The organism is Rhizobium sp. SJZ105 (genome assembly GCF_007828365.1).
GTDB classification, from domain to species: Bacteria; Pseudomonadota; Alphaproteobacteria; order Rhizobiales; family Rhizobiaceae; genus Agrobacterium; species Agrobacterium tumefaciens.
Genome location: NZ_VIUP01000001.1, coordinates 215345 through 240579, shown reverse-complemented (window position 1 = coordinate 240579; position 25235 = coordinate 215345). Strand labels below are relative to the sequence as shown.

General features: G+C 58.8%; 22 protein-coding genes and 1 tRNA gene. 8 read left to right on the top strand and 15 right to left on the bottom strand.

The annotated features are described in order from the left end of the window. Positions 1–92 precede the first annotated feature (92 nt). The 6 genes from scpB to FB593_RS01220 form a co-directional block, all read right to left on the bottom strand. On the bottom strand, positions 93–839 hold the full coding sequence (gene scpB / locus FB593_RS01245; protein ID WP_019566157.1) for an SMC-Scp complex subunit ScpB: 747 nt from the start codon (positions 837–839) through the stop codon (positions 93–95). After that, positions 829–1677 (bottom strand): segregation and condensation protein A, encoded by an 849-nt coding sequence (locus tag FB593_RS01240; protein WP_025593638.1) that lies wholly within the window; start codon positions 1675–1677, stop codon positions 829–831. The genes scpB and FB593_RS01240 overlap by 11 nt, the downstream gene beginning before the upstream one ends. A 58-nt stretch (positions 1678–1735) precedes the next feature. Next, entirely contained in the window at positions 1736–2752 is a 1017-nt protein-coding gene (gene nagZ / locus FB593_RS01235; RefSeq protein ID WP_003515605.1) for a beta-N-acetylhexosaminidase, read from the bottom strand. Positions 2753–2994: 242 nt separating this feature from the next. Beyond that, complete coding sequence (locus FB593_RS01230) at positions 2995–6003, bottom strand: SPOR domain-containing protein (protein ID WP_145166268.1); 3009 nt, start codon at positions 6001–6003, stop codon at positions 2995–2997. Between the two features lie 66 nt (positions 6004–6069). After that, on the bottom strand, positions 6070–7827 hold the full coding sequence (gene argS, locus FB593_RS01225) for an arginine--tRNA ligase (protein WP_003515610.1): 1758 nt from the start codon (positions 7825–7827) through the stop codon (positions 6070–6072). A gap of 76 nt (positions 7828–7903) precedes the next feature. Further along, a complete protein-coding gene (locus tag FB593_RS01220; RefSeq protein WP_003515612.1) occupies positions 7904–9121 on the bottom strand; it encodes a deoxyguanosinetriphosphate triphosphohydrolase in 1218 nt (405 codons plus the stop codon). Positions 9122–9350: 229 nt separating this feature from the next. On the opposite strand from FB593_RS01220, the gene erpA reads away from it, so the two are divergent. Both erpA and xth read left to right on the top strand, forming a co-directional pair. Beyond that, positions 9351–9683, top strand: a complete 333-nt coding sequence (gene erpA, locus FB593_RS01215; protein ID WP_003515615.1) for an iron-sulfur cluster insertion protein ErpA — start codon at positions 9351–9353, stop codon at positions 9681–9683. 222 nt (positions 9684–9905) lie between these two features. Beyond that, positions 9906–10703: an exodeoxyribonuclease III gene (xth, locus tag FB593_RS01210; RefSeq protein ID WP_003515617.1), complete on the top strand. Its 798-nt coding sequence runs from the start codon at positions 9906–9908 to the stop codon at positions 10701–10703. Positions 10704–10823: 120 nt separating this feature from the next. Here the strand turns inward: xth and exoR are convergent, their stop codons facing one another. The 8 genes from exoR to FB593_RS01170 form a co-directional block, all read right to left on the bottom strand. Continuing rightward, positions 10824–11618: an exopolysaccharide production regulator ExoR gene (gene exoR, locus FB593_RS01205; protein ID WP_003515620.1), complete on the bottom strand. Its 795-nt coding sequence runs from the start codon at positions 11616–11618 to the stop codon at positions 10824–10826. After that, on the bottom strand, positions 11605–11913 hold the full coding sequence (locus FB593_RS01200; RefSeq protein ID WP_233283652.1) for a hypothetical protein: 309 nt from the start codon (positions 11911–11913) through the stop codon (positions 11605–11607). The genes exoR and FB593_RS01200 overlap by 14 nt, the downstream gene beginning before the upstream one ends. 269 nt (positions 11914–12182) lie before the next feature. Continuing rightward, positions 12183–13475: an outer membrane protein transport protein gene (locus FB593_RS01195; protein ID WP_145166267.1), complete on the bottom strand. Its 1293-nt coding sequence runs from the start codon at positions 13473–13475 to the stop codon at positions 12183–12185. Between the two features lie 449 nt (positions 13476–13924). Continuing rightward, a complete protein-coding gene (locus tag FB593_RS01190; protein WP_065687297.1) occupies positions 13925–16768 on the bottom strand; it encodes a valine--tRNA ligase in 2844 nt (947 codons plus the stop codon). A 194-nt stretch (positions 16769–16962) separates the two neighbouring features. Beyond that, positions 16963–17922 carry a cell division protein PopZ gene (gene popZ / locus FB593_RS01185; RefSeq protein WP_113473112.1) on the bottom strand — a complete coding sequence of 320 codons (960 nt, stop codon included), beginning with the start codon at positions 17920–17922 and terminating at the stop codon, positions 16963–16965. 355 nt (positions 17923–18277) lie between these two features. Continuing rightward, a complete protein-coding gene (locus tag FB593_RS01180) occupies positions 18278–18949 on the bottom strand; it encodes a protein-L-isoaspartate O-methyltransferase family protein (protein ID WP_003515626.1) in 672 nt (223 codons plus the stop codon). Positions 18950–19195: 246 nt separating this feature from the next. Then, positions 19196–19269: transfer RNA gene (locus FB593_RS01175), tRNA-Cys, on the bottom strand. Between the two features lie 240 nt (positions 19270–19509). Then, the gene (locus FB593_RS01170; protein ID WP_003515628.1) at positions 19510–19662 is read right to left on the bottom strand and encodes a DUF3309 family protein; all 153 of its coding nucleotides are present in this window, start codon (positions 19660–19662) and stop codon (positions 19510–19512) included. Between the two features lie 697 nt (positions 19663–20359). Between FB593_RS01170 and FB593_RS01165 the strand changes: the two genes are divergently transcribed. Both FB593_RS01165 and FB593_RS01160 read left to right on the top strand, forming a co-directional pair. Further along, a complete protein-coding gene (locus tag FB593_RS01165; protein WP_003515633.1) occupies positions 20360–20641 on the top strand; it encodes a hypothetical protein in 282 nt (93 codons plus the stop codon). 83 nt (positions 20642–20724) lie between these two features. Next, the gene (locus FB593_RS01160) at positions 20725–20970 is read left to right on the top strand and encodes a DUF982 domain-containing protein (protein ID WP_003515635.1); all 246 of its coding nucleotides are present in this window, start codon (positions 20725–20727) and stop codon (positions 20968–20970) included. 509 nt (positions 20971–21479) lie between these two features. Here the strand turns inward: FB593_RS01160 and wrbA are convergent. Further along, a complete protein-coding gene (wrbA, locus tag FB593_RS01145; RefSeq protein ID WP_019566148.1) occupies positions 21480–22079 on the bottom strand; it encodes an NAD(P)H:quinone oxidoreductase type IV in 600 nt (199 codons plus the stop codon). 278 nt (positions 22080–22357) lie between these two features. On the opposite strand from wrbA, the gene FB593_RS01140 reads away from it, so the two are divergent. The 4 genes from FB593_RS01140 to FB593_RS27420 all read left to right on the top strand — a co-directional run bounded on the left by FB593_RS01140 (position 22358) and on the right by FB593_RS27420 (position 24988). Beyond that, positions 22358–23149: a competence/damage-inducible protein A gene (locus tag FB593_RS01140; protein WP_013636292.1), complete on the top strand. Its 792-nt coding sequence runs from the start codon at positions 22358–22360 to the stop codon at positions 23147–23149. An 87-nt stretch (positions 23150–23236) separates the two neighbouring features. After that, positions 23237–24082 (top strand): universal stress protein, encoded by an 846-nt coding sequence (locus FB593_RS01135; protein ID WP_003515639.1) that lies wholly within the window; start codon positions 23237–23239, stop codon positions 24080–24082. Between the two features lie 113 nt (positions 24083–24195). Then, positions 24196–24693, top strand: a complete 498-nt coding sequence (gene gpt / locus FB593_RS01130) for a xanthine phosphoribosyltransferase (RefSeq protein WP_003515641.1) — start codon at positions 24196–24198, stop codon at positions 24691–24693. A gap of 22 nt (positions 24694–24715) precedes the next feature. Continuing rightward, positions 24716–24988 (top strand): hypothetical protein, encoded by a 273-nt coding sequence (locus FB593_RS27420; protein ID WP_162632910.1) that lies wholly within the window; start codon positions 24716–24718, stop codon positions 24986–24988. Positions 24989–25235 lie beyond the last annotated feature (247 nt).

Genomic DNA, 25235 nt, shown 5'->3' with positions numbered 1-25235 from the left:
ACGTTTGAAAGGCTTTTTCAAACAACAAATCGTTGCTTCAACAGGCTGTGGGCATAAAGTTTTCGTGCCTTGTCATCCGCATGAAGACGATATCAATCGTCACCATCGCCGCCACCAGGTGCAAGCAGGCCCAACTCTTCCAGATCGAGCTGCGTGATCGGGTCTTCGTCTTCGCGCAATTCGTCGCTCATCATCGGCAAAGGCACGCCGAAATTGGAAGGAATACGGCCCGAAAGCAGGCCCGCACCCTTCAGTTCCTCAAGGCCCGGCAAGTCCCGCAATTCCTCAAGGCCGAAATGGTCGAGAAACTCCACCGTGGTGCCGATCGTCACCGGCCTGCCCGGCGTGCGCCTGCGGCCCCTGAAACGCACCCAACCCGCTTCCATCAGCACATCGAGGGTACCGCGTGAGGTTTGCACGCCACGGATTTCCTCGATTTCGGCGCGTGTCACCGGCTGATGATACGCCACAATCGCCAGAACCTCCAGCGCCGCACGCGAAAGCTTCTTAGGTTCCTTTTCCTCAGAATGGACGACGAAGGAGAGATCGCCGGCCGTGCGGAACGCCCATTGCCCCCCCACCTGCACCAGATTGACGCCCCGCTCGCCATAAGCGGCCTTCAGCCCATGGAGTATGGCAACGACATCCATGCCGCGCGGCAGCCGCTCGGCAATGAAGGCAACTGAAACCGGTTCGGCCGAGGCAAAGACCAGCGCCTCGGCAATGCGCTCGGCTTCCTTCAGCTGACGCTCGGAAAATACCGCAGGTTCGGCCCCAACCACATCCGCCGCCCCATCTGCTACGATGGCGGCTTCGCCGGTCTCGTCGTCATGCGTCATTATCAGTCCTTTCCGCATTCGGCGCGCGGTCATCTCGCTCGCTCCTGCGCATATAGATGGGCTGGAACGCGCCCTCCTGCCGGATTTGCAGCGATCCCTCGCGCACGAGCTCCAGCGAGGCGGCGAAAGCGCTGGCGATTGCCGTCACGCGCATCGCGGGGTCAGGCACATATTGCAGCAGATATTGGTCGAGCACCGTCCACTCGCCGACATCCCCGAGCAGACTGTTCAGGAGTTCCCGGGCTTCCACAAGCGACCAGACCTGCCGCTTTTCAATCGTGACCTGGGTGATGGCCTGCCTTTGCCGCAGATTGGCATAGGCGCTCAGGAGATCGTAGAGGTTCGCCTCGTAAGCCGAGCGGTTGATATGCGGAATATGCTCCGGCGCGCCACGGGCGAAGATATCGCGGCCAAGCTGGGCGCGGTTGACGAGGCGTTCGGCCGCCTCCCGCATCGCCTCCAGACGTTTCAGCCGGAAGGCCAGCGTCGCGGCCATTTCTTCGCCGGAGGGGCCGTCATCCTTCGCCTGCTGCGGAATGAGAAGCTTGGACTTGAGGAAGGCAAGCCAGGCCGCCATCACTAGATAGTCGGCAGCAAGCTCGATGCGCACGCGGCGGGCTGTTTCCACGAATTGCAGATATTGCTCGGCAAGCGCCAGCACCGAAATGCGCGACAGATCGACCTTCTGCGTGCGGGCAAGGTGTAGCAACAGATCGAGCGGGCCTTCGAAACCCGCGACATCGATCACCAGCCCGGCCTCGCCCGTCAGCCGCTCCGGCGTCACATCCTGCCAGAGCTTGTCCATAGGCGTTGAAGTACGAGACTTGTCTGCTGCCATTGTTCCATCCGCCGGGCGTCCGGCCTGTCGTCCCGAGTACCGGGCCGCCGCCCGATTGTCAGGAAACGGCCCACATGGCGTTGAATTCGGCTCTCAGTTCAGCTTCGTCGGAGGCATCAGTGGCGGGAAAACCCGCTTCCACGGCCCGCACCCGCTCCAGCGAACGGCCGGAAAGAACGGGAACCTCCTTCACGACCTCAAGCATTTCACCCATCACGCCGTTGCAATGCAAGACTATATCGCAGCCACCCGCAACAATATTCGCGGCACGCTGGCCAAGCGTGCCCTTCAGCGCATTCATGGAACTGTCGTCGGACATCAACAGACCGTCAAAGCCGATTCGCCCACGAATGATCTCCTCGATCACCTTTGGCGAGGTCGTTGCCGGACGCTCCCGATCGACGGCGTTGAACACCAGATGCGCGCTCATCGCCATCAATTCACGGTTCAGCGCGCGGAATGGCACAAAATCATGGGCGTCCAGCTCGTCCAGCGGCACATCGACAACAGGCAATTCATGGTGCGAATCCACCATGCCGCGACCGTGGCCCGGCATGTGTTTCATGACAGGCAACATGCCGCCCGCCTTGAGACCGTCAGCCGCCGCCTGCCCCATCTCCGCCACCATGGTCGGGCTGTAGCCATAGGCCCGGTTGCCAATGACGTTGCTGGCGCCTTCCACCGGCACGTCGAGCACCGGCAGGCAATCGATATTGATGCCGAATTTCATGAGATCGAAGGCATGCAGACGCGACATCAACCACGCCGCGCGCAGGCCTTCCTCCCGGTCACGCTCGTATATCTCGCCAAGAATGCGGGCATTCGGATAGGCTTGCAAAAGCGGAGGCTTGATGCGCTGAACGCGCCCGCCTTCCTGATCGATCAGAACCGGGGCATCCGGCCGCGCGACGGCATCGCGCATCGAGGCGACGAGATCGGTAATCTGTTGCGCATCACCGATATTGCGCCCGAACAGGATGAAACCCCAAGGCCGCTCATTGCGGTAAAGGGCAATCTCGTCAGCGGAAAGCGTAAGCCCGCCGCATCCGAGGATCATAGCTTTGCAATCGGTCATGATGTCACGCTCACAGAATGGGGAAATGGCCTTATACCGCAAGGCGTCGGGGATAAGTCGACAACCTCTCCGCCGTCATGCTTGGGCCTTTCCCGAGCATCTGCAACCGACCGGTTGGCGAAACCTTGGCAGATCCTCGCCACGGGGCCGAGGATGACGTCGAATGTGAGGAAAGCCTTTCCCCACTGCGAGGGCTGCCTTAGACGGCAGCCCCAATCTTCACTCAACCGGATCAGCCGCTATCAGCGCGCCACCAGGCAGCTGCCGCCAGCTGCGCGGAACTTTTCGCACAGCGCCACGGCTTCGTTCTTATCCCCCGCCGGGATGCGGACGCGGTAGAACGTGCCCTTGCCCGCGATCTCAGCGGCCTTGATGTCGACGCCCCGATCAGAAATGACCGAACCGAACTTGGCCGACATGTTCTGGTAGGACTTCTGGGCCTCCGCCTGGCTCGGCAGGGACGCAATCTGGATGTAATAACCACCCGAAGACGGCGCGCTCGTTGCTGCGGGCATGGCGGCTGCTGTCTGCTGCTGTGCAGCCTGCGGCTGGGCCGGAGCAGTTGCAGCAGGACGGACGTTGCCCTGATTGGTCACCGTTGCCACCACATTGGAAGGCTGTGCGGACGGACGCGCCGAAGGAACGGGCGCAGCCGACTGCGAGGCCGGTGTGGAGGAAGCGGCTGGCGTATTGGCCTGCGGATGTTCAGGCGCAACCGGAACACGCGAAGCGGCGATGACGGCGGGAGCACCCTCACCCGGTTTGGCTGCCTGCGGTGCAGCAAGCTCCGCGACCTTGTCGGCCTTCGGTGGCTGGGCAGCAGGCGCATCGACTTCCTGTGCAACCAGCGTACCATCAGGCTTGACGATCATGGTGCGGACCTTGCGCGGCGAAACGCCCGTCGCACCGGCACCTTCGTTCTGGCTGGCCTTTTCTTCCGGAGAAAGCAGGCGCGGATCTTCAGTCTCGCCAACCGGCGTTCCGGTGGCTTCCATGTCCGCGTCGTTTTCACCTTCCAGCGGCAGCTGTTCGGGTATCAGCGTACGCTGGACCACATCGACAGGCTTTTCGTTGCTGGAGATCAGCGCCGGTTGCTTCGGATCGGCAGCGCTACCACCGGCCACGCGATCGTAAACCGCCTTGTCCTGATTGGGCACGACGCGGCCACCCGGATTTTCCGGCACCACCTTCATCGGGTCGTTATCGGCGGAAATGATGACCGGCGCGCCATTGGAGCCCGCACCGGACGAACCGCCCGACATCAGCGCGTAAACACCACCACCGACAAGCACCAGACCGATTGCTGCGGCAACCGGCATGATCCAGCGGCGACCGCCGCGTTCTTCTTCTTCGCGATAGGCCGGCTGATGGTCGACATAAGTATTCTCGGCATCGCGCGGCGCATTGCCACGCGAGGCAGCAGCCTCCTGCATGGAGCGGCGGAAATCTTCTTCCAGCGCCCGCTCAAATTCGTCGACCTCCTCCGGACCCTGTGCCTGAGGACGCGCCTGCGGGGCAGCAGCCCGGTTTTCCGCATGTTTGTGACGGTCGAGACCACCGGCAACCGCCGGGGCAAACAGCGTTGCGAGCTCGGTGTCGATATCGAGGTCTTCTTCGTGACGACGGGCGACAGGCTTGGGTTCGAAAACGCCGACCGGCAGTTCCGGCACGTCCATCTCGGTAATATTTTCCGGATGTTCTTCCGTCTCACCGATCTGCGAGGGATCGAAAGGCAGGCTTTCAAGCGTTTGTGGTGCAACCGGCTGCGGTGCGGCTGCGACCGGACGCGGCTGAACCGGAGGCGCGGCTACCGGAATTGCAGCAACCGGGGCCGGGCGCGGCTGAGGTGCTGGCTGTTCCCGCACCGGCTGCGGCGCGGCGGCAGCAACCGCTACCGGAGCGACCGGCTGCTGGCGAACGGGCTGCGGCACAGGCGCAGGTGCGACTTCCGCTGCAGCGATTTCGGACAGGTCGAGGTCAAGATCGAGATCATCAAGCGCAAGCTCGAAATCATCGTCGTTGAAACCTGCGAAATCCCCAAAGTCCGGCTCCTGAACGGGCGGCGCTGTTACGGCCGGGGCTGCCTTTACAGGGGCTGCGGCAACCGGCGCCGTGGCAACCAAAGGCGGCTCCACTCTTGCAGCCGGAACGATCGGCGCAGCCTGTGCGATGGGGGCATCCTGAACGACAGGCTCTTCGCCGCGTCCGGGAATGGAATATTTCGCAACGCCGTAGATCAGCTCGTCCATCGGCGAAAGATTTGTTTCAACCGGCTTTTCTGCAACCGAAGGAGCAAAGGTGGGTGCAGTTTCTTCCGCCTGAACGAAGACGGGCTCAGGCACCGGAACTGGTTCGGCCTGTGGCTCGATCCGGGCTGCAGGCAGCGCTTCGGCCCTCGGCTCGATCCGCTTGGGATCACCTGCCGCAACATCGCGGCGCGCGCCGAAATTGGCAAGCGGCAGACGCAGGCTGGAAAATTCCAGCGAAGAACGGCCACCATGCGAAGGCGGACGCACGGAAATCGGTGCAGGCGCTTCGGCGACGGCGATCTCTACCTCATCGGCAAGATCGAAAGCCTGCGGCTCAGGCGCATGGCTCTGATCGGAATGCGCAATATTGCTCGAAACATCGGCCGGAAGCTCAGGCATAGCGTGCCAGGTGCTTTGAGCCGGCTCGACAGCCTGCGGCTCTTCCCATGCAGCCTGCTGGTAAACCACCGGCTCGGCAGGGCGCGACTGGCGCGAATGCACATCGAAAACCTCGGCAACCGCACCGGCATCATCACGGAAATCCGCGCGGATGTCCTGCGTCGACGTCTCGACGTAATTGTGAATGTAGGCCTGATCGGCCTCGGGAAGCGGCTCCTGGCTCACTTCGGGTGCGGGGCTTGCCTCGAACACGGGTTCGTCCGCTGGCGCAAGCTCAGGCTCGCGCCGGGCGAAAACCGATTCGACGCGCTGCATGAAGTCGCTGGGGTGGATGCCCGCACGCACATCGTTTGCCGGGTCAAGAACGACCGGATCGGCATGCGGCGCATCGTAAACCTCGAACTCTCGAAGCAACTCGTCTTCGAGATTGAATTCGGGTTCGCGGCGGGTTGCCGCAGAGCCGGCGCGTGGCGCAGCTTCGGAACCCGCATGCGAAGGACGCTCATCGAAACCGACGATGCGCGCCAGTTCTGCCAGAGGATCGTTGTCAGCGAACCCTTCAGACCGGGCGTCCCGGTTATACGCGACATTTTTTTCGACCATTACGTGTTCCACCATCTACGCATTGCAGCTCTTGCCAGCGTATTGTGAGCAAATAATGGTGATATGTTATCGCATCTCGTCAGGCGCGTCCGCTCCTAAAAGCGTAAGACCAGACTTCAAAACATTCGCGACAGCATTCACCAGCCCGAGTCTGGCAATGCTCAATTCTCGGTTTTTATCGTTAATAAAACGTAATTCCTGATGGTCTTTACCTTTGTTCCAGTGTCCATGGAAGGAACTGGCGAGATCGTAGAGGTAAAAAGCAAGCCTGTGCGGCTCGTGCGCAAGGGCTGCGGATTCGATCAGGCGCGGGTACTCAGCAAGCTTTGCAACCAGCTGCAACTCGTTGATATCGCTAATCAAAGCAACGGAAGACGACATATCGTCCTGCGAGAGCGCAAGACCCGGAAACGCTTCCTGCGCCTGGCGGAAGATGGACATGCAACGGGCATGCGCATATTGCACGTAAAAGACCGGATTATCCTTCGATTGTTCGGTCACTTTCGCAAAATCGAAGTCCAGCGGCTCGGAATTCTTCCGATAGAGCATCATGAATCGCACGGGATCGCGACCTACTTCGTCCACCACATCGCGCAGCGTGACGAAATCGCCTGAGCGTTTCGACATCTTCACCGGCTCGCCATCGCGATACAGCTTCACGAGCTGGCACAGAAGAACCGTCAGCTTCGACTTGCCTTCCGAGACGGCGCGCGCAACCGCTTCAAGCCGCTTCACATAGCCGCCGTGGTCGGCGCCGAGCACATAGATCATCTCGGAAAAACCGCGATCGAACTTGTTCTTGAAATAGGCGACGTCGGCGGCGAAATAGGTGTAGGAACCGTCCGACTTCATCAGCGCGCGGTCCATGTCGTCGCCCACCTCGGTGGACCGGAACAGCGTCTGCTCGCGGTCTTCCCAGTCTTCCGGCAACTCGCCCTTCGGCGGCGGCAGGGTGCCCTTGTAGACGTGGCCCTTGAAGGTGAGATCGTTGATGGCCGAGAGAATGGGTCCGCCATTGCCCTCATGCAGCGTGCGCTCCGAGAAGAACACGTCGTGCTTGACGTTCAGCGTCTCCAGATCCTCACGGATCATCACCATCATTGCGGCAATCGCCTTGTCCTTGACGATAGGTAGCCACTTTTCCTCGGGCATGGCGCGCAGCTTGATGCCATATTCATCCGCCAGCGCCTGGCCGACTGGAACGAGATAGTCACCGGGGTAGAAGCCCGACGGAATGGCGCCGATATCTTCGCCAAGCGCCTCGCGGTAACGCAGGAAGACCGAACGCGCGAGCACGTCGATCTGCGAGCCGGCGTCGTTGATGTAATATTCCTTGGTCACGCCATAACCGGCGAAGGCGAGCAGGTTCGCCAGCGTGTCACCCACGACAGCACCACGGCAATGGCCGACATGCATCGGACCGGTGGGGTTGGCGGAGACATATTCGACGTTGATCTTCTGACCCGTGCCGATCTTCGAGCGGCCGAAATCGATGCCCTGCCCGATCATGTCGGCAAGAAGACGCTGCCAGTAACCGACAGAGACCTTGAGATTGATGAAGCCGGGACCAGCGACGTTGACGCTATCGACATCGCCATCGGCCTGAAGTGCTGGCACGATGAGTTCGGCCAGCGCCCGGGGATTGGTGCCGAGCGGCTTCGCCAACACCATAGCGGCATTGGTTGCGACATCGCCATGGCTCAGATCGCGCGGGGATTCGACCGTAATTCGACTGAAATCGACCTTTTCGCGGTTCTCTTTCACGAGATCGAGAGTCTCGAGCGCGTTTTTGATCCTGGTATCGAAATCGGCAAAAATGTTCATCGTTCCAACCTGCGCGAAGGGCTTCTGTTCATGTCCGGCCATCATAACCGGGTTGGCTTCGCGATCGCCCGCTGCCCTATCGCAAATCGGGGGTGTGGTCAAACAGCCGCTGGTGGGCGCGCAGTGCATAACTGTCGGTCATACCAGCCAGATAATCCCCCACATGGCGGGCTTTTGCGGCCTTGCTCATACCGGAAATGCTGTCCACCCAGTAGTGACTCTGCATCTCTGCCGGCACTTCCATATAACGGTGGAAAAGGTCGGTAACGATCTGCGTAGCGCCGGCGCGGATGCGCATGATTTCCGGATGCCGGTAGATATGGGCAAACAGCAGTTTCTTGATCTGCCTGTCGGTTTCAGCCATTTCCGGCGAGAAAGTCGCGACGGTAAAATCAGCGGCGCGGATATCGGCCGCACTCTTCGGTTTCAGCCGGGAAAGATTCTGCTGCGCGACCCCGATTACATCCTCGACCATATGGGTGATCTGCCGGCGCATGATTTCGTTGGCGAAGCGTTCCTTGTCGAGCACGGGATATTTCGCACGTACCTCGGCCATCAGCTTGCTGAGGAAAGGCACCTCTTCCAGCATCTCGAAGCTCAGATAACCGGCACGCAGGCCGTCATCGATATCATGGGTATTGTAGGCGATGTCGTCGGCAATAGCCGCCATCTGTGCCTCAAGGCTGGCATAGCTGCCGATTTCCAGATCCTGCAGCTCGCAATATTCGAGGATGGGCAGCGGAACCGGGCCCTTCACGCCCTCGCCCTCGGCATTGACCAGCGGGCCATTGTGCTTCACCAGCCCCTCCAGCGTCTCCCATGTCAGGTTGATGCCGTCATATTCGGCGTAGCGGCGCTCCAGCTTGGTGACGATGCGCAGCGACTGCGCGTTGTGATCGAAGCCGCCATAGGGCAACAACACCGCATCCAGCGCATCCTCACCAGTATGGCCGAACGGCGTGTGGCCGAAATCATGCACCAGAGCCACGCCCTCGGCCAGATCCTCGTCCAGCTTTAAAGCACGTGCGAGTGCGCGGGCAATCTGCGCAACCTCAATCGTGTGGGTGAGCCGCGTGCGGTAATGGTCACCGTCAGGGCTGATGAAAACCTGCGTCTTGTGTTTAAGCCGGCGAAAGGCAGTGGTGTGGACGATGCGGTCCCGGTCGCGCTGGAACTCCGAGCGCGTCAGGCTACCCTCCTCGGCAAAAAGACGCCCGCGCGTGGTCCATGGATCAGAGGCGAAAACCGCCCTCTCGCCACTTCCGAAACCCAATGCGCGCTGGTCTATAATCATTCATCCACCTGTACTGTTCTCTGGCCGGGACTTCCTTTGACCCGAAGTCCATGGCCTTTGACCATTGACCTTTTCATCCACCCTTCATACCTATCGCAAAGGTCGGCGCAAAGCATCATGGCTGCAAAGGCCGTTGCGGACATCGCTATAGACCGTTTATTTGACTGGTTTATAATGGTGGCGACAAATCTATTGCTCTCCGGTTCTTGACCCCGGCACGAGGAACGACATGGAAAACAGCGACATTACACTTTCGGAAGCCGCAGCGAAGCGAATCGCCCAGATCGTCGCAGCGGATGCGGGCAAGCAGGCTCTGCGCGTTTCGGTGGAAGGCGGCGGCTGCTCGGGCTTCTCCTACAAGTTCGATCTGGCGGAAGACCCCGCCGATGACGACATCGTGATTGCGCGTGGCGACGCCAAGGTGCTGATCGACAGCCTGTCGGTTGTCTATATGGCCGGCTCTGAAATCGACTTCGTCGACAATCTGCTCGGCCAGTCCTTCCAGATCAAGAACCCGAACGCGGTCGCAAGCTGCGGCTGCGGCACCAGCTTTTCTATTTGATGGTGATATCAAGCGCCAAGCTTGAGATCATTCACGCCTTTCTCTCCGCCCTCGTTCCTGTGCTCGTCACAGGAATGAGGGTTTGGGGAGCTGCGGTGCATCCATAGCTGTTGATCTACCCTGCCCCGGCTTCTATCCACCACATCCTCACCCGCCGTTTCCAAAAACGGTGGCAATCGCTTTTGCATCGGGTAAAAGTAACCTCACAAAAGGGAAACTCCGATGAAGATTGCCACCTGGAACATCAACGGCGTCAAGGCGCGTATCGAAAACCTCTGCCAGTGGTTGAAGGATTCATCGCCCGACATCGTTTGCCTTCAGGAAATCAAGTCGGTTGACGAAGGCTTTCCCCGCCTTGAGCTGGAAGCGCTCGGCTATCACGTCGAGACCCATGGCCAGAAGGGCTTCAACGGCGTCGCCCTTCTGTCGAAGATGAAGCCCGACGAGATCAATCGCGGCCTGCCGGGCGACGATGCCGATGAACAGGCCCGCTTCATCGAGGGCGTGTTTTCCGTTGATGGCGGTGCGATCCGGGTCTGCTCGCTCTACCTGCCGAACGGCAATCCGCCTGACGATCCGGTCAAATATCCCTACAAGCTCGCATGGATGGAGCGGCTACGCCGCTTTGCCGAAGATCGCCTTGCGCTTGAGGAGCCGCTTATTCTGGCGGGTGACTACAACGTCATCCCCGAACCCTTCGATTGCCACGATCCGCGGGTCTGGGCTGGCGATGCGCTGTTCCTGCCCAAGACGCGCTCGGCATTCCGCAGGCTGGAAAATCTCGGCTTTACCGATGCCGCACGCGCGACGACGGATGAACCCGGACTTTATTCCTTCTGGGATTATCAGGCTGGCGCATGGCCTAAGAATAACGGCATCCGCATCGATCACCTGATGCTGTCGGCGGAAGCGGCCGACAGGCTGGAATCGGTGAGCATCGAAAAACATGTGCGGGCCTGGGAAAAACCGTCCGACCACGTACCGGTCTGCGGTTATTTCAATTTTACGCCGATCAATTGAACGGCGCTCGCCGGGCGAGTTAGAGAATTTCCGGTAAAAGTGCGCCGAAACAAAGAGTTAGAGCACGTCAAACGATTCCGTTTAAACAGGACGTGCTCTAAGTCTCCTCAGCCACGATTGTCAGTTCGGATCGTCGATCTGCATGTTCTGCGCCAGCGCGATGGCCGCGCGGCGATCGTTTTCACCCGCGAGCGAAAAAGCTTGTTCCTGAAGGGTCTGTATCCAGGTGCAATCCACCGCCGTGCACTTGTCGAGCGCGGCCGTCATGAAGGCGAGCCCCTGCGTCGTCTGGCCTTCCTGGAAAAGCAGATTACCGAAAATCGACATGGCGCCGGCATGGCCGTGCTTGCGTGCCTGATTGAGCCACTTCTTGGCCTGCTGCACATCCGCCCGGCCGCCCTCACCCGCAAGGATCATTTCCGCCAGACGGAACTGGGCCTCAGCCACGCCAAAGGTGGAAGCCACCTGAAAATAGAGCTGGCGGGCCTGCGACAGGTCCATCTTTACCGGAGTGCCGGGAATGCCGTGGCGGTAATAATCGGCAAGAGAAAGCAGCGCGTTGACGAAGAAGCCGGTATCCTCGGAGCCCGGCTCGACGCCCTGGCTGGCAATTTCGCTGTAAATCTTGAAAGCTTCGAAGTCGTTCTTGGCAACGCCATCGCCGAAGGCATACATATTGGCAAGCGCCCAGCGCGAGCCGGTATGGCCCTTTTCGGCCGCATAGCGATAGGCCTCGACGGCTTCGTCCTTGTTACCGTTCTTGTAGGCCTTGAAGCCGAACTTGAACAGGTCGAAGGGCCCGGATTCCTTGGTAACGCCTGCGTTGATGTCAAAAGCCAGCACCGGCATTGCGAGCGACGCAAGCAAAAGGCTCATGATGAGCGGCTTTAGAACATGTGCTTCACATTTCAGCATTTAGGCGAACTTCTCTCACTCTTCCCGGCATATAGCCAATACTTGCGGAATACTGCAAAGCTGAACCCCGCCGGGTCGCGATTTTTCGAACACACTGCGTCTTTCCGGCAGCACTTTCCAGCGCACTGCCGGTGGTCATATGCGGTAATTGCTCCAAATTTTCAGTGAGACAGATATAGGCATAATTTCCGGCAATATAACGGCGTTTGACCGCCTGCCGGTCAGCGCCAAACAAGAAACCCGGATCAAATTCCCGTATTACTTGCTTAAACCCTGAATCCAAACCCGTTTTCACTCTTCGCAACTCCGCAGGCCCACATCAAACGCCTGCATGTTCTTCCATCCCCGCGTCCATAAACAGAAGCCAAGCACCTTGTTTGTGGCGGGAAATGGACAGATATGCCCACATTCCAACGCGGCACCACGCTTGCAGAAAAGTGTTGCCAAATCGTCACAAAACTTTCGGGCTAGAAATTTTTATCGAGCAGGAATCATAGTCGGGAATGAAAAAAGGTCCGGTTGGTAAACCGGACCTTTCTTTTCGTTCAGGTGTGGCGAATGGTGTCAGAACTTGACCTTGACGCCAGTAGAGATCGCAGCCACGAGATCGTTGCCGAAGTCGTAGCCCGCTTCGTCGCCGCATCTTGCGCCCAGGGGGCCGCAGGGTGCGCCACCGATGGAAGAACTGCCCGATGTCAGCAGGCCAAGCGCGCCGGCAATCTTGAACTCGATGTTCTTGTTGGGCGAATAGATCAGCTGTGTACCGACCATCCAGGTATCGGTTTGCGTACCGATGACCGTCGATGTGCCGCGATCCCAGGTCAGGCTGACCGCACCGCTCCACTGTTCGTTGAACTTGTGACCGATGCCGCCGGAAACCGTCCAGCCGTCACGGTAGAAAAGGTCGAGCGTGTTGATGGCGCTGGCGGTGCCCGCAACGCAGGTCGGTGAACCAACGGCGCAGAACGGAATTGTCTGGATCTGGCTCCAATCGGTCCACTTCACCGAACCGAAGGCAAGCCAGTCGGGAGCGATGCCGGACTGCACCTTCCATTCAAGGCTGTCTGGCATTGAAACGGCGCCGTAGACAGGCGTGATCTTTCCGGAAATGGCGTTCAGGCCCACCGGCAGGTTGGTGAGGCTGACGTTACCCGTCAGATCGACATCAACCGCGCTGTTGTAAACAAGGCTGGTGCGGAAAGCGATTTCAGGAATTTCGTAAGCCACACCGGCGCGCCAGCCCCAGCCATCGCCTTCCATGTCCAGCTTGCCGATACCATTATAGATCGAGGTCGGGATACCGCCTGCCGCCAGGGCAATCGGAGAGACGACCTGACGATATTTATAACCGCTGAGTTCCTGATAGAAACCACCGCCGATGATCGAGAAATCACCCTTGCCGAGATCGAACTTCACGCGGCAGGTCGTGGCGTAGTTGTGCGACTTGACCTTGGTTTCGATATTGTAGCTGGAACCCTGCCAGATGCCGGGATTAAGATCAGCCCCCCACGGCTGCGAATAATCGAACATGCAGTCGCCAAAATCGCCGATAGCGGCCTTGGCTCCGACACGCGGCGACCAGTAATTTTCCCCATCGTCAGCAGACTTCGACCACGAAGATGGCAGAGGAATGGGGGTGGCGCTGGTCGGGCTCTTGTTGGGATTGTCACGCGCATTCTCAACCTTGCGCTGTGGCGCAACGAATGTAGCGGAACTGTCGAGAACATAGTCGGACGGGTCGAACAGCAGGTCGATATTGTAGCCACCGCGCTCGAGGCCGCCCGCCAGTGAAGGCGTGACCGCCGCGATGCTGGCTACGAAACATACTGCGCCGCGAAAAAATGCAGTTTTTGCCATCTCTCTCCCCAATCAAGGCAATGTGATCATTGAGAGAGTGAAATGCTTTGCGGCAAATGACAATCTGCCGTGGCGCGGCGCGGTTGCCACCGGATGGCCATTTTTTTACGTAAGTTTTTGATGTTTGGCATCTTACATAATCATTTTAGGCTATTATTCTAATCCAATTAGAAAAAACGACACAAAACGAAACAAACTCCCAATCCGCACCGGAAATGTCGCCAAATAACCACAGTTGGACGTTTCCGAAGAAAATCGCTTATCAGGCCGTTTTTATTGATCTTTTTCGTCTTCCCGCGCGGTTTTGTGCGCCTCGCGGCAGAAATAATCGCGCTGTCACGCAGTGCATGATTCGCCGTTGCAACGCAGCAATGAATTGAGCCGGCCCTGACAGAACGCAAAACGCCCCGTTTTCACGGGGCGTTTTGATTTTACACACAACTGGAACCTTATCCTGCTTCGCTGACCCTCTGCAGGGCGGTTCGAAGACTTGTCAGCTGAACTTCCAGTTCCGCCTTACGCTCGCGCTCGGCGGCCACAACCTCCGGATCGGCATTGGCCACGAATTTTTCGTTCGAAAGCTTCTTGTCGATGCGTTCCATCTCCGCGTCCACCTTGCCGATCGCCTTTTCGAGACGGGCCTTTTCGGCCGCGAGATCGACGAGGTTGCCGAGCGGCAGGCAGACCGTGGCCTCACCGATGATGATCTGCGCGGAGCCCTTGGGCGCCACATCGGCACCACGGATTTCATCGGCACGCGCCAGGCGCCGGATGGCGGCGGCATGGCGGTCCAGCCGCGCTTCTGTCGAGGTATTGGCACCGACCACCACCAGCGATGCGGTGGCGCCCGGCGGCACGTTCATCTCGGCACGCGTAGAGCGGATGCCCGAAACCAGATCGATCAGCCAGTTGATTTCCGCAGCCGCGGCATCGTCGCGGAATTCCGGAGTCGGCCAGTCGGTAAGGCAGAGAAGATCAGCCCGCTCCTCGCCCTCGCCCGCCGTATGCGCCCACAGCTCTTCCGTCATGAAAGGCATGAAGGGATGCAGGAGCTTGTAGATCTCATCCAGAACATAGGCCGCGCAGGCCTGCGATTCCGCCTTTGCCGCCTCATCCTCGCCACCGAACACGGGCTTGAGCAGTTCCAGGTACCAGTCGCAGAACTGGTTCCAGACGAAACGGTAGAGGATACCGGATGCATCGTTGAACCGGAAGTTCTCAAGAGCCGCCGTCACATCGCGCGCGGTGTTGGCAAGCTCGGTAAGGATCCACCGGTTGATCGTCAGCGATGCGGTTTCGGCCAGGAAATGTGGATCGCGCTTTACACCGTTCATTTCGGCAAAACGCGTGGCGTTCCATAGCTTCGTGCCGAAGTTGCGATAACCGGCGATACGTGCCGGATCGAGTTTCACGTCACGACCCTGCGCCGCCATGATGGCGAGCGTGAAGCGCAGCGCATCCGCACCGTATTCGTCGATCAGTTCCAGGGGATCGATGACGTTGCCCTTGGACTTGGACATCTTCTGGCCGTTCTTGTCGCGAACGAGCGCATGGATGTAGACGGTGCTGAACGGCTCGACCGGATTGCCGGCATCGTCCTTCATGAAATGCAGACCCATCTGCATCATGCGGACGACCCAGAACGGGATGATGTCGAAACCGGTGACAAGCACATTGGTTGGATAATACCGCGCCAGTTCCGGTGTCTTTTCCGGCCAGCCGAGCGTCGAGAACGGCCACAGCGCCGATGAGAACCAAGTATCGAGAACGTCTTCGTCACGGGTCAGAATTTCACCCGGCTTGAAGTTTTCAAGCTTCTCCTCGACCCAGGCCTTCCACGGACCTTCATGGGCGATATAATGCTGGATAGCGGCCTGAAGCGCCTCTTCCTCGGTCTTTTCAACGAAGACCTGCCCGTCAGGGCCGTACCATGCCGGAATCTGGTGTCCCCACCACAATTGCCGCGAGATACACCAGGGCTGGATATTCTCCATCCACTGAAAATAGGTGTTTTCCCAGTTCTTAGGCACGAAATTGGTGCGGCCTTCGCGAACCGAGGCAATGGCCGGCTGAGCCAGCGTCTTGTTGTCCACCCACCACTGGTCGGTGAGGCGCGGCTCGATCGGCACGCCGCCACGGTCGCCATGCGGCACGACGTGCTTGTGCGGCTCGATCTTGTCGAGCAGGCCGGCTTCCTCGAAGATTTCGACGATGACCTTGCGGGCGAAGAAACGATCCTGTCCTTCCAGACGATCCCATGCGCCGTGCAGCGCCGCCGGATGATTGAGGCCCTCGAGGAAATCCTCGTTCTCCTTGATGGAGATCGTCCCATCGATATTCATGACGTTGATGGCGCGCAGACCGCAACGCTTGCCGACCTCGAAATCGTTGAAGTCGTGCGCAGGCGTGATCTTCACGGCGCCCGTTCCGGCCGTCGGATCGGCATAGTCATCGGCAACGATCGGGATCTTGCGGCCAACGATCGGCAGGATGACATGCTTGCCAATGATGCCCTTGTAGCGCTCGTCTTCCGGGTTCACCGCAACACCGGTATCGCCGAGCATGGTTTCTGGCCGCGTGGTAGCAACAACGATGTAATCGCGCGTTTCGAACTCGGTAGGCTTGCCTTCCTCGTCAAATGCGATCGGGTGCTGATAGGTCACACCCTTTTCCAGCGGATAACGGAAGTGCCAAAGGTTGCCCTTCACTTCCAGCTGTTCGACTTCCATGTCGGAAATCGCGGTCTGCAGCTTCGGGTCCCAGTTGACGAGGCGCTTGTCCTTGTAGATCAGGTTCTGCTTGTAAAGGGTGACGAACACCTCGAGAACGGCCTCGGACAGACCCTCATCCATGGTGAAGCGCTCACGCGACCAGTCGCACGACGCACCGAGGCGCTTCAGCTGGTTGAAGATCAAACCGCCGGATTCGGCTTTCCATTCCCAGACCTTGTCCACGAAGGCCTCACGGCCCATTTCGCGGCGGCCCGGAAGCTGCTGTTCCATCAGCTTGCGCTCGACGACCATCTGCGTGGCGATGCCCGCATGGTCCATGCCCGGCTGCCACAACACGTCCTTGCCGCGCATGCGCTCGAAGCGGACCAATATGTCCTGAAGCGTGTTGTTGAGCGCATGGCCCATATGCAGGGAGCCGGTGACATTCGGCGGCGGGATGACGATTGTGAAGGTTTCCGCGCCCGGTTTAGCGTTGGCGCCGGCACGAAAAGCGTTCGCCTCGTCCCAGGCTTTGGCGATTTTCGGTTCGACGGATGCGGAATCGTAGGTCTTTTCGAGCATTTCCTGACCTGAATTTTAGAGTTCTTGTGTGGATTTTTTTAAATAAGGATGGATGGTCGAGAGTCAACAGAAACCGACCCGTCAGCGACTATGACCCCATAGCGCCTTCATCTTCAACAAAAAAGCCGCCCCGGTGCCGGAGCGGCCTCTGTTTCATTATCTCGCGCATGTTACAAGATGCGGACGAACAGAGCCTAGCGGCGCGAGCCGCGCGCCACACGTTCGATTTCCTCACGCACGAGACGCTCCACCAGGGTCGGCAGATTGTCTTCCAGCCAGTCCTGCAGCATCGGACGCAGCATTTCGGCGGCCATATCCTCGATCGAGCGTCGTTCGACGCCATCGAAAATTTCCGCGAGTTCGCTGAAGGAACGGGCGATCTGCGCACCGGCAGCCTCGGAAATGAGGTTGAGCGACAAACCGCCCTCTTCCTTGGGTTCGGCCAGATCGAATGACGGCATCTCGACAGCAGGTTCCTGCACCGAAATCTCGAAATGATCCTGGGCTACAGGCGTTTCGATGGCGCTACGCAGCGTCAGCTGGTCGAAGCGGTTCTCGAAAGCTGCGCTCTCGACAGCAGCAGCAGCAGCACGATCCTCGGCGGCAAAAGCTGCCGGCTGTTCACTGGTGCTCGCGGCAGCGGCCGCCAACAGCGGCCGCACATCCGTCGGGCGCTGCGGCGCAGGGCGTTCAACCTGTTGCGCAGCCGAAGGCTGCGGTACGCTGGAGGAATGAGCGGCCGGGACTGCCTGCGCGGGCTCACGCTGCGCCTGGGCGGCAAATGCCTGCGGCCCCATGGCAGCGTTGCGGTCGGCGGCAGCGCGAACGCGGGCGGCAACATCGGCAAGCGACATGCTTTTCTCGGCCGAGATTTCCTGCTGTTCTGGCGTCTGCTTTTCGGAGGCCGCGGAAAAATCCTGCACCGGCCTTGCGCCAAATGCCTGGTTTGCGGCGGGGGGAACGCGCGCCGGCGGGCTGATGGCCTCCGTCACGAAGGACGCTTCGCCTGCGCCATCGTCTTCGTCGTCATAGACAGGCGGCAACTGCCCGGAAAACGCGCCGGTAGGCCCGGTCTCGTTGCTTTCGATGATCCGGCGTATGGACGCCAAGATCTCTTCCATGGACGGTTCACGCGCTACGCTTGGCTGAGCCATATCAATCCCCGGTTTCCACTCTCTAGACCGCCTTGCGTCCATACGGACGCCCAAAGGACGCTCCAAAATTTTAAATCTGCACACCGTTCCTGTCGAAAACCGCTTCCGGTTTTCGGGCCGATGGCCTGAAAAGGGGTAGAAATACGCACACCCCGAATCACCCTTAGTCTAGGGCAGCATAGTCAGGAACTAAATCACTGATTCGACAAGTTTCGCCGTGATGCACAGCTTTGTGAGGATGGTCTTTTGGGGCAATTGACGGGCGAAGCAGGTCTGCCGGTGCGGCACCCGTAAAAAACAAACGCCGGGGCGAAAAATCCACCCCGGCGTCCAAAACAATGATCGCTTTTAAAGATCAGAAAACGAATTCGGCCGCCTTGGCAAAACCGGGCAGAGGCTTGATCGACGCGTTGAAAGAGGTTGCAGCCGATGTGCTGTTGCCATCGCGACGGTAAACGGTTGCCTTGGCAGCGTTACCGTATCCGACAACGACGACCAGACGTCCGCCATCGCGCAGCTGGTCGGTCAGTGCCGCCGGCACTTCCTCGACAGAGCCGTTGATGAAAATCAGGTCATAGGGTGCTTCGCCCGCATAACCCTTTTCGAGATCGCCGGTGACAACAGCAACATTGTCATATCCGAGTGAGGCCAGCGTCTCAGTCGCCTCAGCCGCCAGCGTTTCGTCGCATTCGAGCGAAACCACCGAACCGGCGAGCTGGGACAGGATGGCCGCGGTATAACCGGCGCCGCCACCGACTTCCAGCACCACGTCTTCCTTGGTCACTGCCGCAAGCTGCAAAAGCTTCGCCAGCGGCGAGGCCTTCATGACGTAACGGGCCGGGCGACCATCCCGGGCGGGACAGATCTGCAGATCCTCGTCCACATAGGCAATCTGCCGCACTCCCGCCGGCACGAAAGCTTCGCGCGGCACGCTCAAAAACGCCTTCAGCACAGAATGCGACGTCACGTCGGTCGTGCGCAACTGGCTGTCGACCATGTTGGCGCGTGCGGTTTCGAAATCCATCATATCGTTATCGCCTCAATTTCGCGGATGCCGGTCGGGAAGCCTCGGCCCCAAAAGCTCAAAACGGCACGGGTCTCCCCTCGCCTTTAAACAATCTCATAATTGCCCAAGCCTGCGCTTTCAAGCGCGGTGAGCCCTAAGTGCTGGAAAAAGCGAAATGGCCGGGATTTTTTAGAACAGCAAGGGCAGCCGATGACCGCAAGGTTAGCCAAAGGTTCAAAAAAAACAGGTTCTATTCGGTGAAATTTTTGGAGGCCTCGCCCGGAATTGAACCGGGGTACAAGGATTTGCAGTCCTCTGCGTCACCACTCCGCCACGAGGCCTCACACGCTCATGAATTCGAGCGATGGCGGGCATTTAGAACGAATCCATTATGCGCGCAAGAGGGTTCGTTCCGAATGTGCTGTTTTTTCCGATCCGATGGACAAAGGGCAATCGACCACGTCCTAAGCCCTTCGGATTCCGACATTTTTTGTATCTCACTCATATTCCAGAAGAAACAATGCCCGCAGCCGGCGCTTTGCGCGGGTGCGGGCAGTCGCTGCATCTTCAATGCGGATCGATCAGATGCGACCCAGCAGAACAAGAACGAGGACGATGACCAGAACCAGTCCGAGGCCACCCGAGGGACCATAACCGTAATTGTGGTAACCCCAGCTTGGCAAAGCACCGATCAAGAAAAGAATGATGAGGATAACGAGAATGGTGCCGATCATGTTTAGCCCTCCATGAATAATAGATATGCGCTGTGTTTAATGATCAAACACGCAAAAAGTTCCGTTTACTTCATCCGCTTATGGCGTGGGCCGAGAATGCATCTCCAGCCGATTCAACGGGTTAAACGGCATTTGCGGACAACGCGGCGGGTCGTGCGCGCGCATGGCGTCTGCGATTGGCTACGCACCACGCTCCGGCCCCTTGGTCATCGACCAAGGTAGCGATTTATTCGAGGTAATTTCTCGGTCTATGTATATCGCGTACCGTTCGTCATACTAAATCAAGTCACCCGTTCCCTGAAACTGGCGGGGGACTGGGAGACCTGGTATCACTGGCAGTGCGCCAGGTCTCACCTGTTTCCTTCTTCTCCGGCGATCTTCCCGCGCACGCAAACCGTTCCCCAAACAGGCACACGGACATTTTACCTGCGGCGCTGCACGCCACGCTTGCCTTGCCTCTTTCTCTCCGGTTAGACCCCGGATCGGGAGGGAGAAATGAGAATCATATGTCCGGTTTTGCGAACCTCATCCCGCTTTTCATCTTCGGCCTGTTCGTCTACGCTTTCTTCCGCTGGGTCGCGCGCGACACTCAAAATCCGAGACGCAAGTAGCAGGTGCGAATAGCTCTGCCCTTTATCACTCGCGGGGAACCGTTGCGCCTCCATATCGTTTTCGCAGACGCACTTCGGAGGACAGGATGAAAACGCTCGTATCATTGGCCGCAATCGCGCTTACGCTTGCGGGCTGCACGACCTCAGGCCCGGCCGCTTATGTCGAACCGATCCCCGGCAGCATCACCTATAAGGGCCAGCCGCGCACCAAGCTGACGAAATCGCCGATCGGCAGTACCTTCAGCCACGAGTTCCGCATCGACGGCAGCACGAGGGCGGTGGAAACCTATCGCATTGCGCCCGATCGCTCGCTCGAACTCATAGACCGCCGCATCATTCGCGATTGGCTGTTCGGACGCGACGACTGACCGCACCGCGAGCCAACCGAAACCAATTGCGCATCCTGCCCGCTTGGTTTAGAGCCGGACACGATAACCAACACGGATGAGCGATGAACACGCGCTGGCAAAAACCCGTCCTGATCGCGTTCGAAACGCCGGGCGACTATACGAGCATCGAGACCACGCAGGCGGCGTCCTGGGCCATGATCGAGGATTGGCCGATAGAGGACGGCGATGCGTTGGACGCGGCGTTGCTGGTCTGCGCCGCCGTCGATGCCGGCAGGAAAAAGCCGGAGGATGCGCGCAAGGCCTTCATCGCCGCCGCAATCGAGGCTGGCCTCGACATCAAGGCCTGACGGCATCAAGACCCATGGTCGAGAATTAAAATGGCGTCCTGAGGCGAAACAAGTCAGGACAACAGGTTTAAAGGGTAAAAACAGATGGAAGCTTCTGGAAACATGAAAAAAGCCCTGTTCATATTTCTCCTCTCCTGCCTCGCCATCGGCCTTCTCGGTCACCTCGTGGTCGCCTTCGTCGTTACCGGCTGAAGCACCGATGTCCACTCCGTATTGTAGCGGAGCGGCAGGGCATTAAAATTTCCTAAATTTCATTCTGCTGTTATGGAACCGCGATAAATCTTTTCCGTTCTCTCTTCGATCAACAAGGAGGATTGAAATGCGTGACGGATTGAATGGTTTTCTCGAAATTTCCATGCTCGGCGTCGTGATTGCAAGCTGCCTTTTCATGGTCAACCTGCCGATCTGACCCGCCTTAAAAATCATTCCCTGCGGTACCGGCGACGTTAGATGCCGGGGTAAGAAAATGCGGCCTTTCGGGCCGCATTTCTTTTTCCAGCAATGCAGGCTCAAGCGGAAAGCTTTGCGGCCAGCTTGGCGACATGTGCGCCCTGATAGCGTGCGGCTTCCAGTTCGATAGCAGAAGGCTGGCGCGAGCCGTCGCCATCGGTGATGGTGGAGGCGCCATAAGGCGAGCCGCCCTTGATTTCATCGACGCCCATCTGGCCCTGGAAAGCATAGGGCAGACCGACAACGGCCATGCCGTGGTGCAGGAAGGTGGGAAGGAAACCAAGGATGGTCGATTCCTGACCGCCGTGCTGCGTGGCCGACGAGGTGAAGGCAGAGCCGACCTTGCCGACAAGCTTGCCGCCGAACCACAGACCGCCGGTCTGGTCCCAGAAATTGCGCATCTGTGAGGCAACCGTGCCGAAGCGGGTGCCGGCGCCGACGATGATGGCATCGTATTCTGCCAGTTCGTCAACAGTCGCGATGGGGGCAGCCTGATCGAGCTTGAAGTGCGAGGATTTGGCGACTTCCTCAGGAACCAGTTCCGGAACGCGCTTGACGACAACTTCCGCGCCGGCAGACTTCACGCCTTCGGCAACGGCATATGCCATCGTCTCGATATGGCCGTAAGATGAATAATAAAGCACCAGAACTTTTGTCATTTTCTTTGTATCCTTAGGGTTAATCGTCTCAGGCGTACCAGCCAGAAGCCTTTTTAAGAACGCGATGATCATTAGTGGTGACCCGTTACAAGCATGTGATGCAAAGGTAGCCCAGAGGCCGGTCCCACACCAGCGGTGCATCCGCATACGCACTGTTCGCAATCAGTGAACGAAACGCCGGAACGTCAACCTTTCACAGATAGACATTTTTTCAAAACCGCTTTGCATTCACCGGGCGGCGGACTAACGTCGGACAAAACAGCTGACGAGTACCCCCCATGTCCAATCCCTCACCCACCCCATCTGTCGTGACCGCCGCCATGCTCGCCATCGGCGACGAATTGCTGTCGGGACGCACCAAGGATAAGAATATCGGGCACCTCGCGGATGTGCTCACCATGTCCGGAATAGACCTGAAGGAAGTGCGCATCGTCGCCGACGAGGAGCACGCAATCGTCGAGGCGCTGAATGCGCTGCGCGCCCGCTATGATTATGTCTTCACCTCCGGCGGCATCGGCCCGACCCATGACGACATCACCGCTGATGCAGTATCCGTGGCTTTCGGCCTGCCCTGCGAGCACGATGCCGAGGCTTTGCGGATATTGGGTGACATGTACCGTGTGCGCGAGATGGAATTCACCGAAGCGCGCAAGCGCATGGCACGCATGCCAAGGGGGGCAAGCCACATCGCCAATCCCGTCTCGGTCGCCCCCGGCTTCGTCATCGGCAACGTCCACGTCATGGCCGGCGTTCCGCAGGTGTTTCAGGCCATGCTGGACAATGTAATGCCAACGCTGCGCACCGGCGCGAAAGTTATGTCGCAGTCGGTGCGCTCTCCCTATGGCGAAGGTGACATCGGCACGCCGCTGACCGCAATTCAGAAAGCGCACCCGGAAACCAGCATCGGCTCCTACCCGAAATATGACGGACAACGCTTCTCGACGGAGATCGTCGTGCGCGCCCGTGATGCCACCGTCCTGAAAGCGGCGGCGGATGCAGTGGCGACGATGATCGAAACCATTGGTCAGGAAAAAACACTGTCGGCCAGCAAGGGCGATGCAACCGCCTGAGACGGAAGAGGATTGACCAAAATCAAGGTGGCACCCGGCAAAGGCAGCCACTCTCCCAAAAACGACGCGTCACCGAGGAGCTAAAAAATGGGTTACAAAACGATACTGGCAGTGATCGACAATGTGGAGAACACGCAAAAGCTCGGCGATTTCGTGGTAAGTCTTGCCAACCAGTTTTCCTCGCATGTGATTGGCCTGCACATGGAAACGCTGGCCGCCGTTCCGCTCGTCGCGCCGATGGAAATTCCCGACCCCGCTACCGTTCAGGTGCTTCAGGACGTGGCGCACAAGGAAACCACGGATGTTGGAAACCTCTTCGAACACACGCTGTCTGCCAATGGCATCTCGCATGAGTGGCGCAGCTTTGTAACCTCAGTGGGTTACGCCTCGTCATCGGCAATCGATAGCGCGCGCTGCGCCGATCTCATCGTCGCCCGCCAGAGCAACTCCTCCGCACTCTCCGACAGCCGCTCGGATATTGACGGCTTTCTCCATGAAAGCGGCCGCCCTGTTCTTCTCGTACCGCATGTGCTGACGGTTGCCAAACCGGTCAAGCGTGTACTGATCGCCTGGAACGGCTCCCGCGAGGCAACACGCGCCACCTTCGATGCCCTGCCCTTCCTGATTGCAGCCGAGAGCGTCGAGATCTTCTCCGTCGATCAGGCCGAGAGCGAAACGCAATCGTCTGGACTTGCCGGAACCGAACTGGCCGCAACACTCGCCCGCCACGGCGTCAACGTCACGGTAACCTCGCAGGAAAAAATCGCCGGCATCTCGCCGCAGGCGGCCATCGAAAACCGGCTGTCAGACCACAGCATCGACCTTCTGGTCATGGGCGCCTACGGCCATTCCCGCTGGTGGGAACTCCTGTTCGGCGGCGTGACGCGCACGCTGCTCGATTCCATGACGGCGATGACGCTTTTGTCGCGTTAAACACCGGTAGCCGTGGATGAAGCCGCAAGAGCCTGCGCGCAATGCTTGCCTTTTTGCAGGTCTTGCGGCTATTAGCCAAAGCCATCGACAATTTTGACCAGATGGTAGACGACATGTCCCTTCCCGATAAAGCCTTTCCCGTAACCTGGGATCAGTTTCACCGCGACGCCCGCGCGCTTGCGTGGCGTCTTGCCGGCCTTGGCCGGGAGTTCCGGGCGATCGTCTGTATCACCCGCGGCGGTCTCGTGCCGGCAGCGATCATTTCCCGCGAGCTGAACATCCGCCTGATCGATACGGTCTGCATCGCCACCCGCCACGATTACGTCAACCAGGGCGACACGGTTCTCCTGAAGGGCGTGGCGCCGGAGCTGATGTCCGACGGCGGCGAAGGCGTGCTCGTCGTTGACGATCTGACCGACACCGGCAAGACCGCACTGGAAGTGCGCGAAATGTTGCCGAAGGCGCATTTTGCCTGCGTTTACGCCAAGCCGAAGGGCGTGCCGACCATTGACACCTTTGTCACCGAGGTCAGCCAGGACACCTGGATTTATTTTCCCTGGGACATGGGCTTCACCTATCAGGAACCGATCGCCAAGGGATCGCGCGGCTGATCGCCTGTCGCAACCCAAAACCATGCCTGAAAAGCCGTCCCTTCGGGGCGGTTTTTTTGTGTGGAAATGCTTTTTTGGTAACGGCAAAAAAACACGGAAAAACCGCAGTGTCGCCTTTATGCCGCACCCCGGAAATGCGGGGTTTTCGCTTTCCGCTGCGGAAACCAGCCTCGCGCAAGCTTCAAAGTCTCGCGCCAAGTCACTGATTTTTTTGAACGCTTTTGCTATCCCCGTTTTCCACAGGCACTGCACACAATATCTTGTGGTTAAAAAACGGTTTCAATCTATGGCTTGACGAATCTATGCCGCAGGAGGAAAGTGACAGTTATGTTGCGGCGGCAACGGACCGGAAAGTAACGAGGCCGGTTCCTTTCAATCTCAGTTCGCAAGTCCAGAAGGGGCGTCCGACCATCAGGGGGCGGTTCGCCGGTGGATTTTGCGTGCCTTGCGGATACCGCCAAAAACATGACGCGGGGACTGGCGGCAGGAAGCTGTTGATACTATATTTAGTACTCACATGACTCTTGCAGCCGAATAAGCCA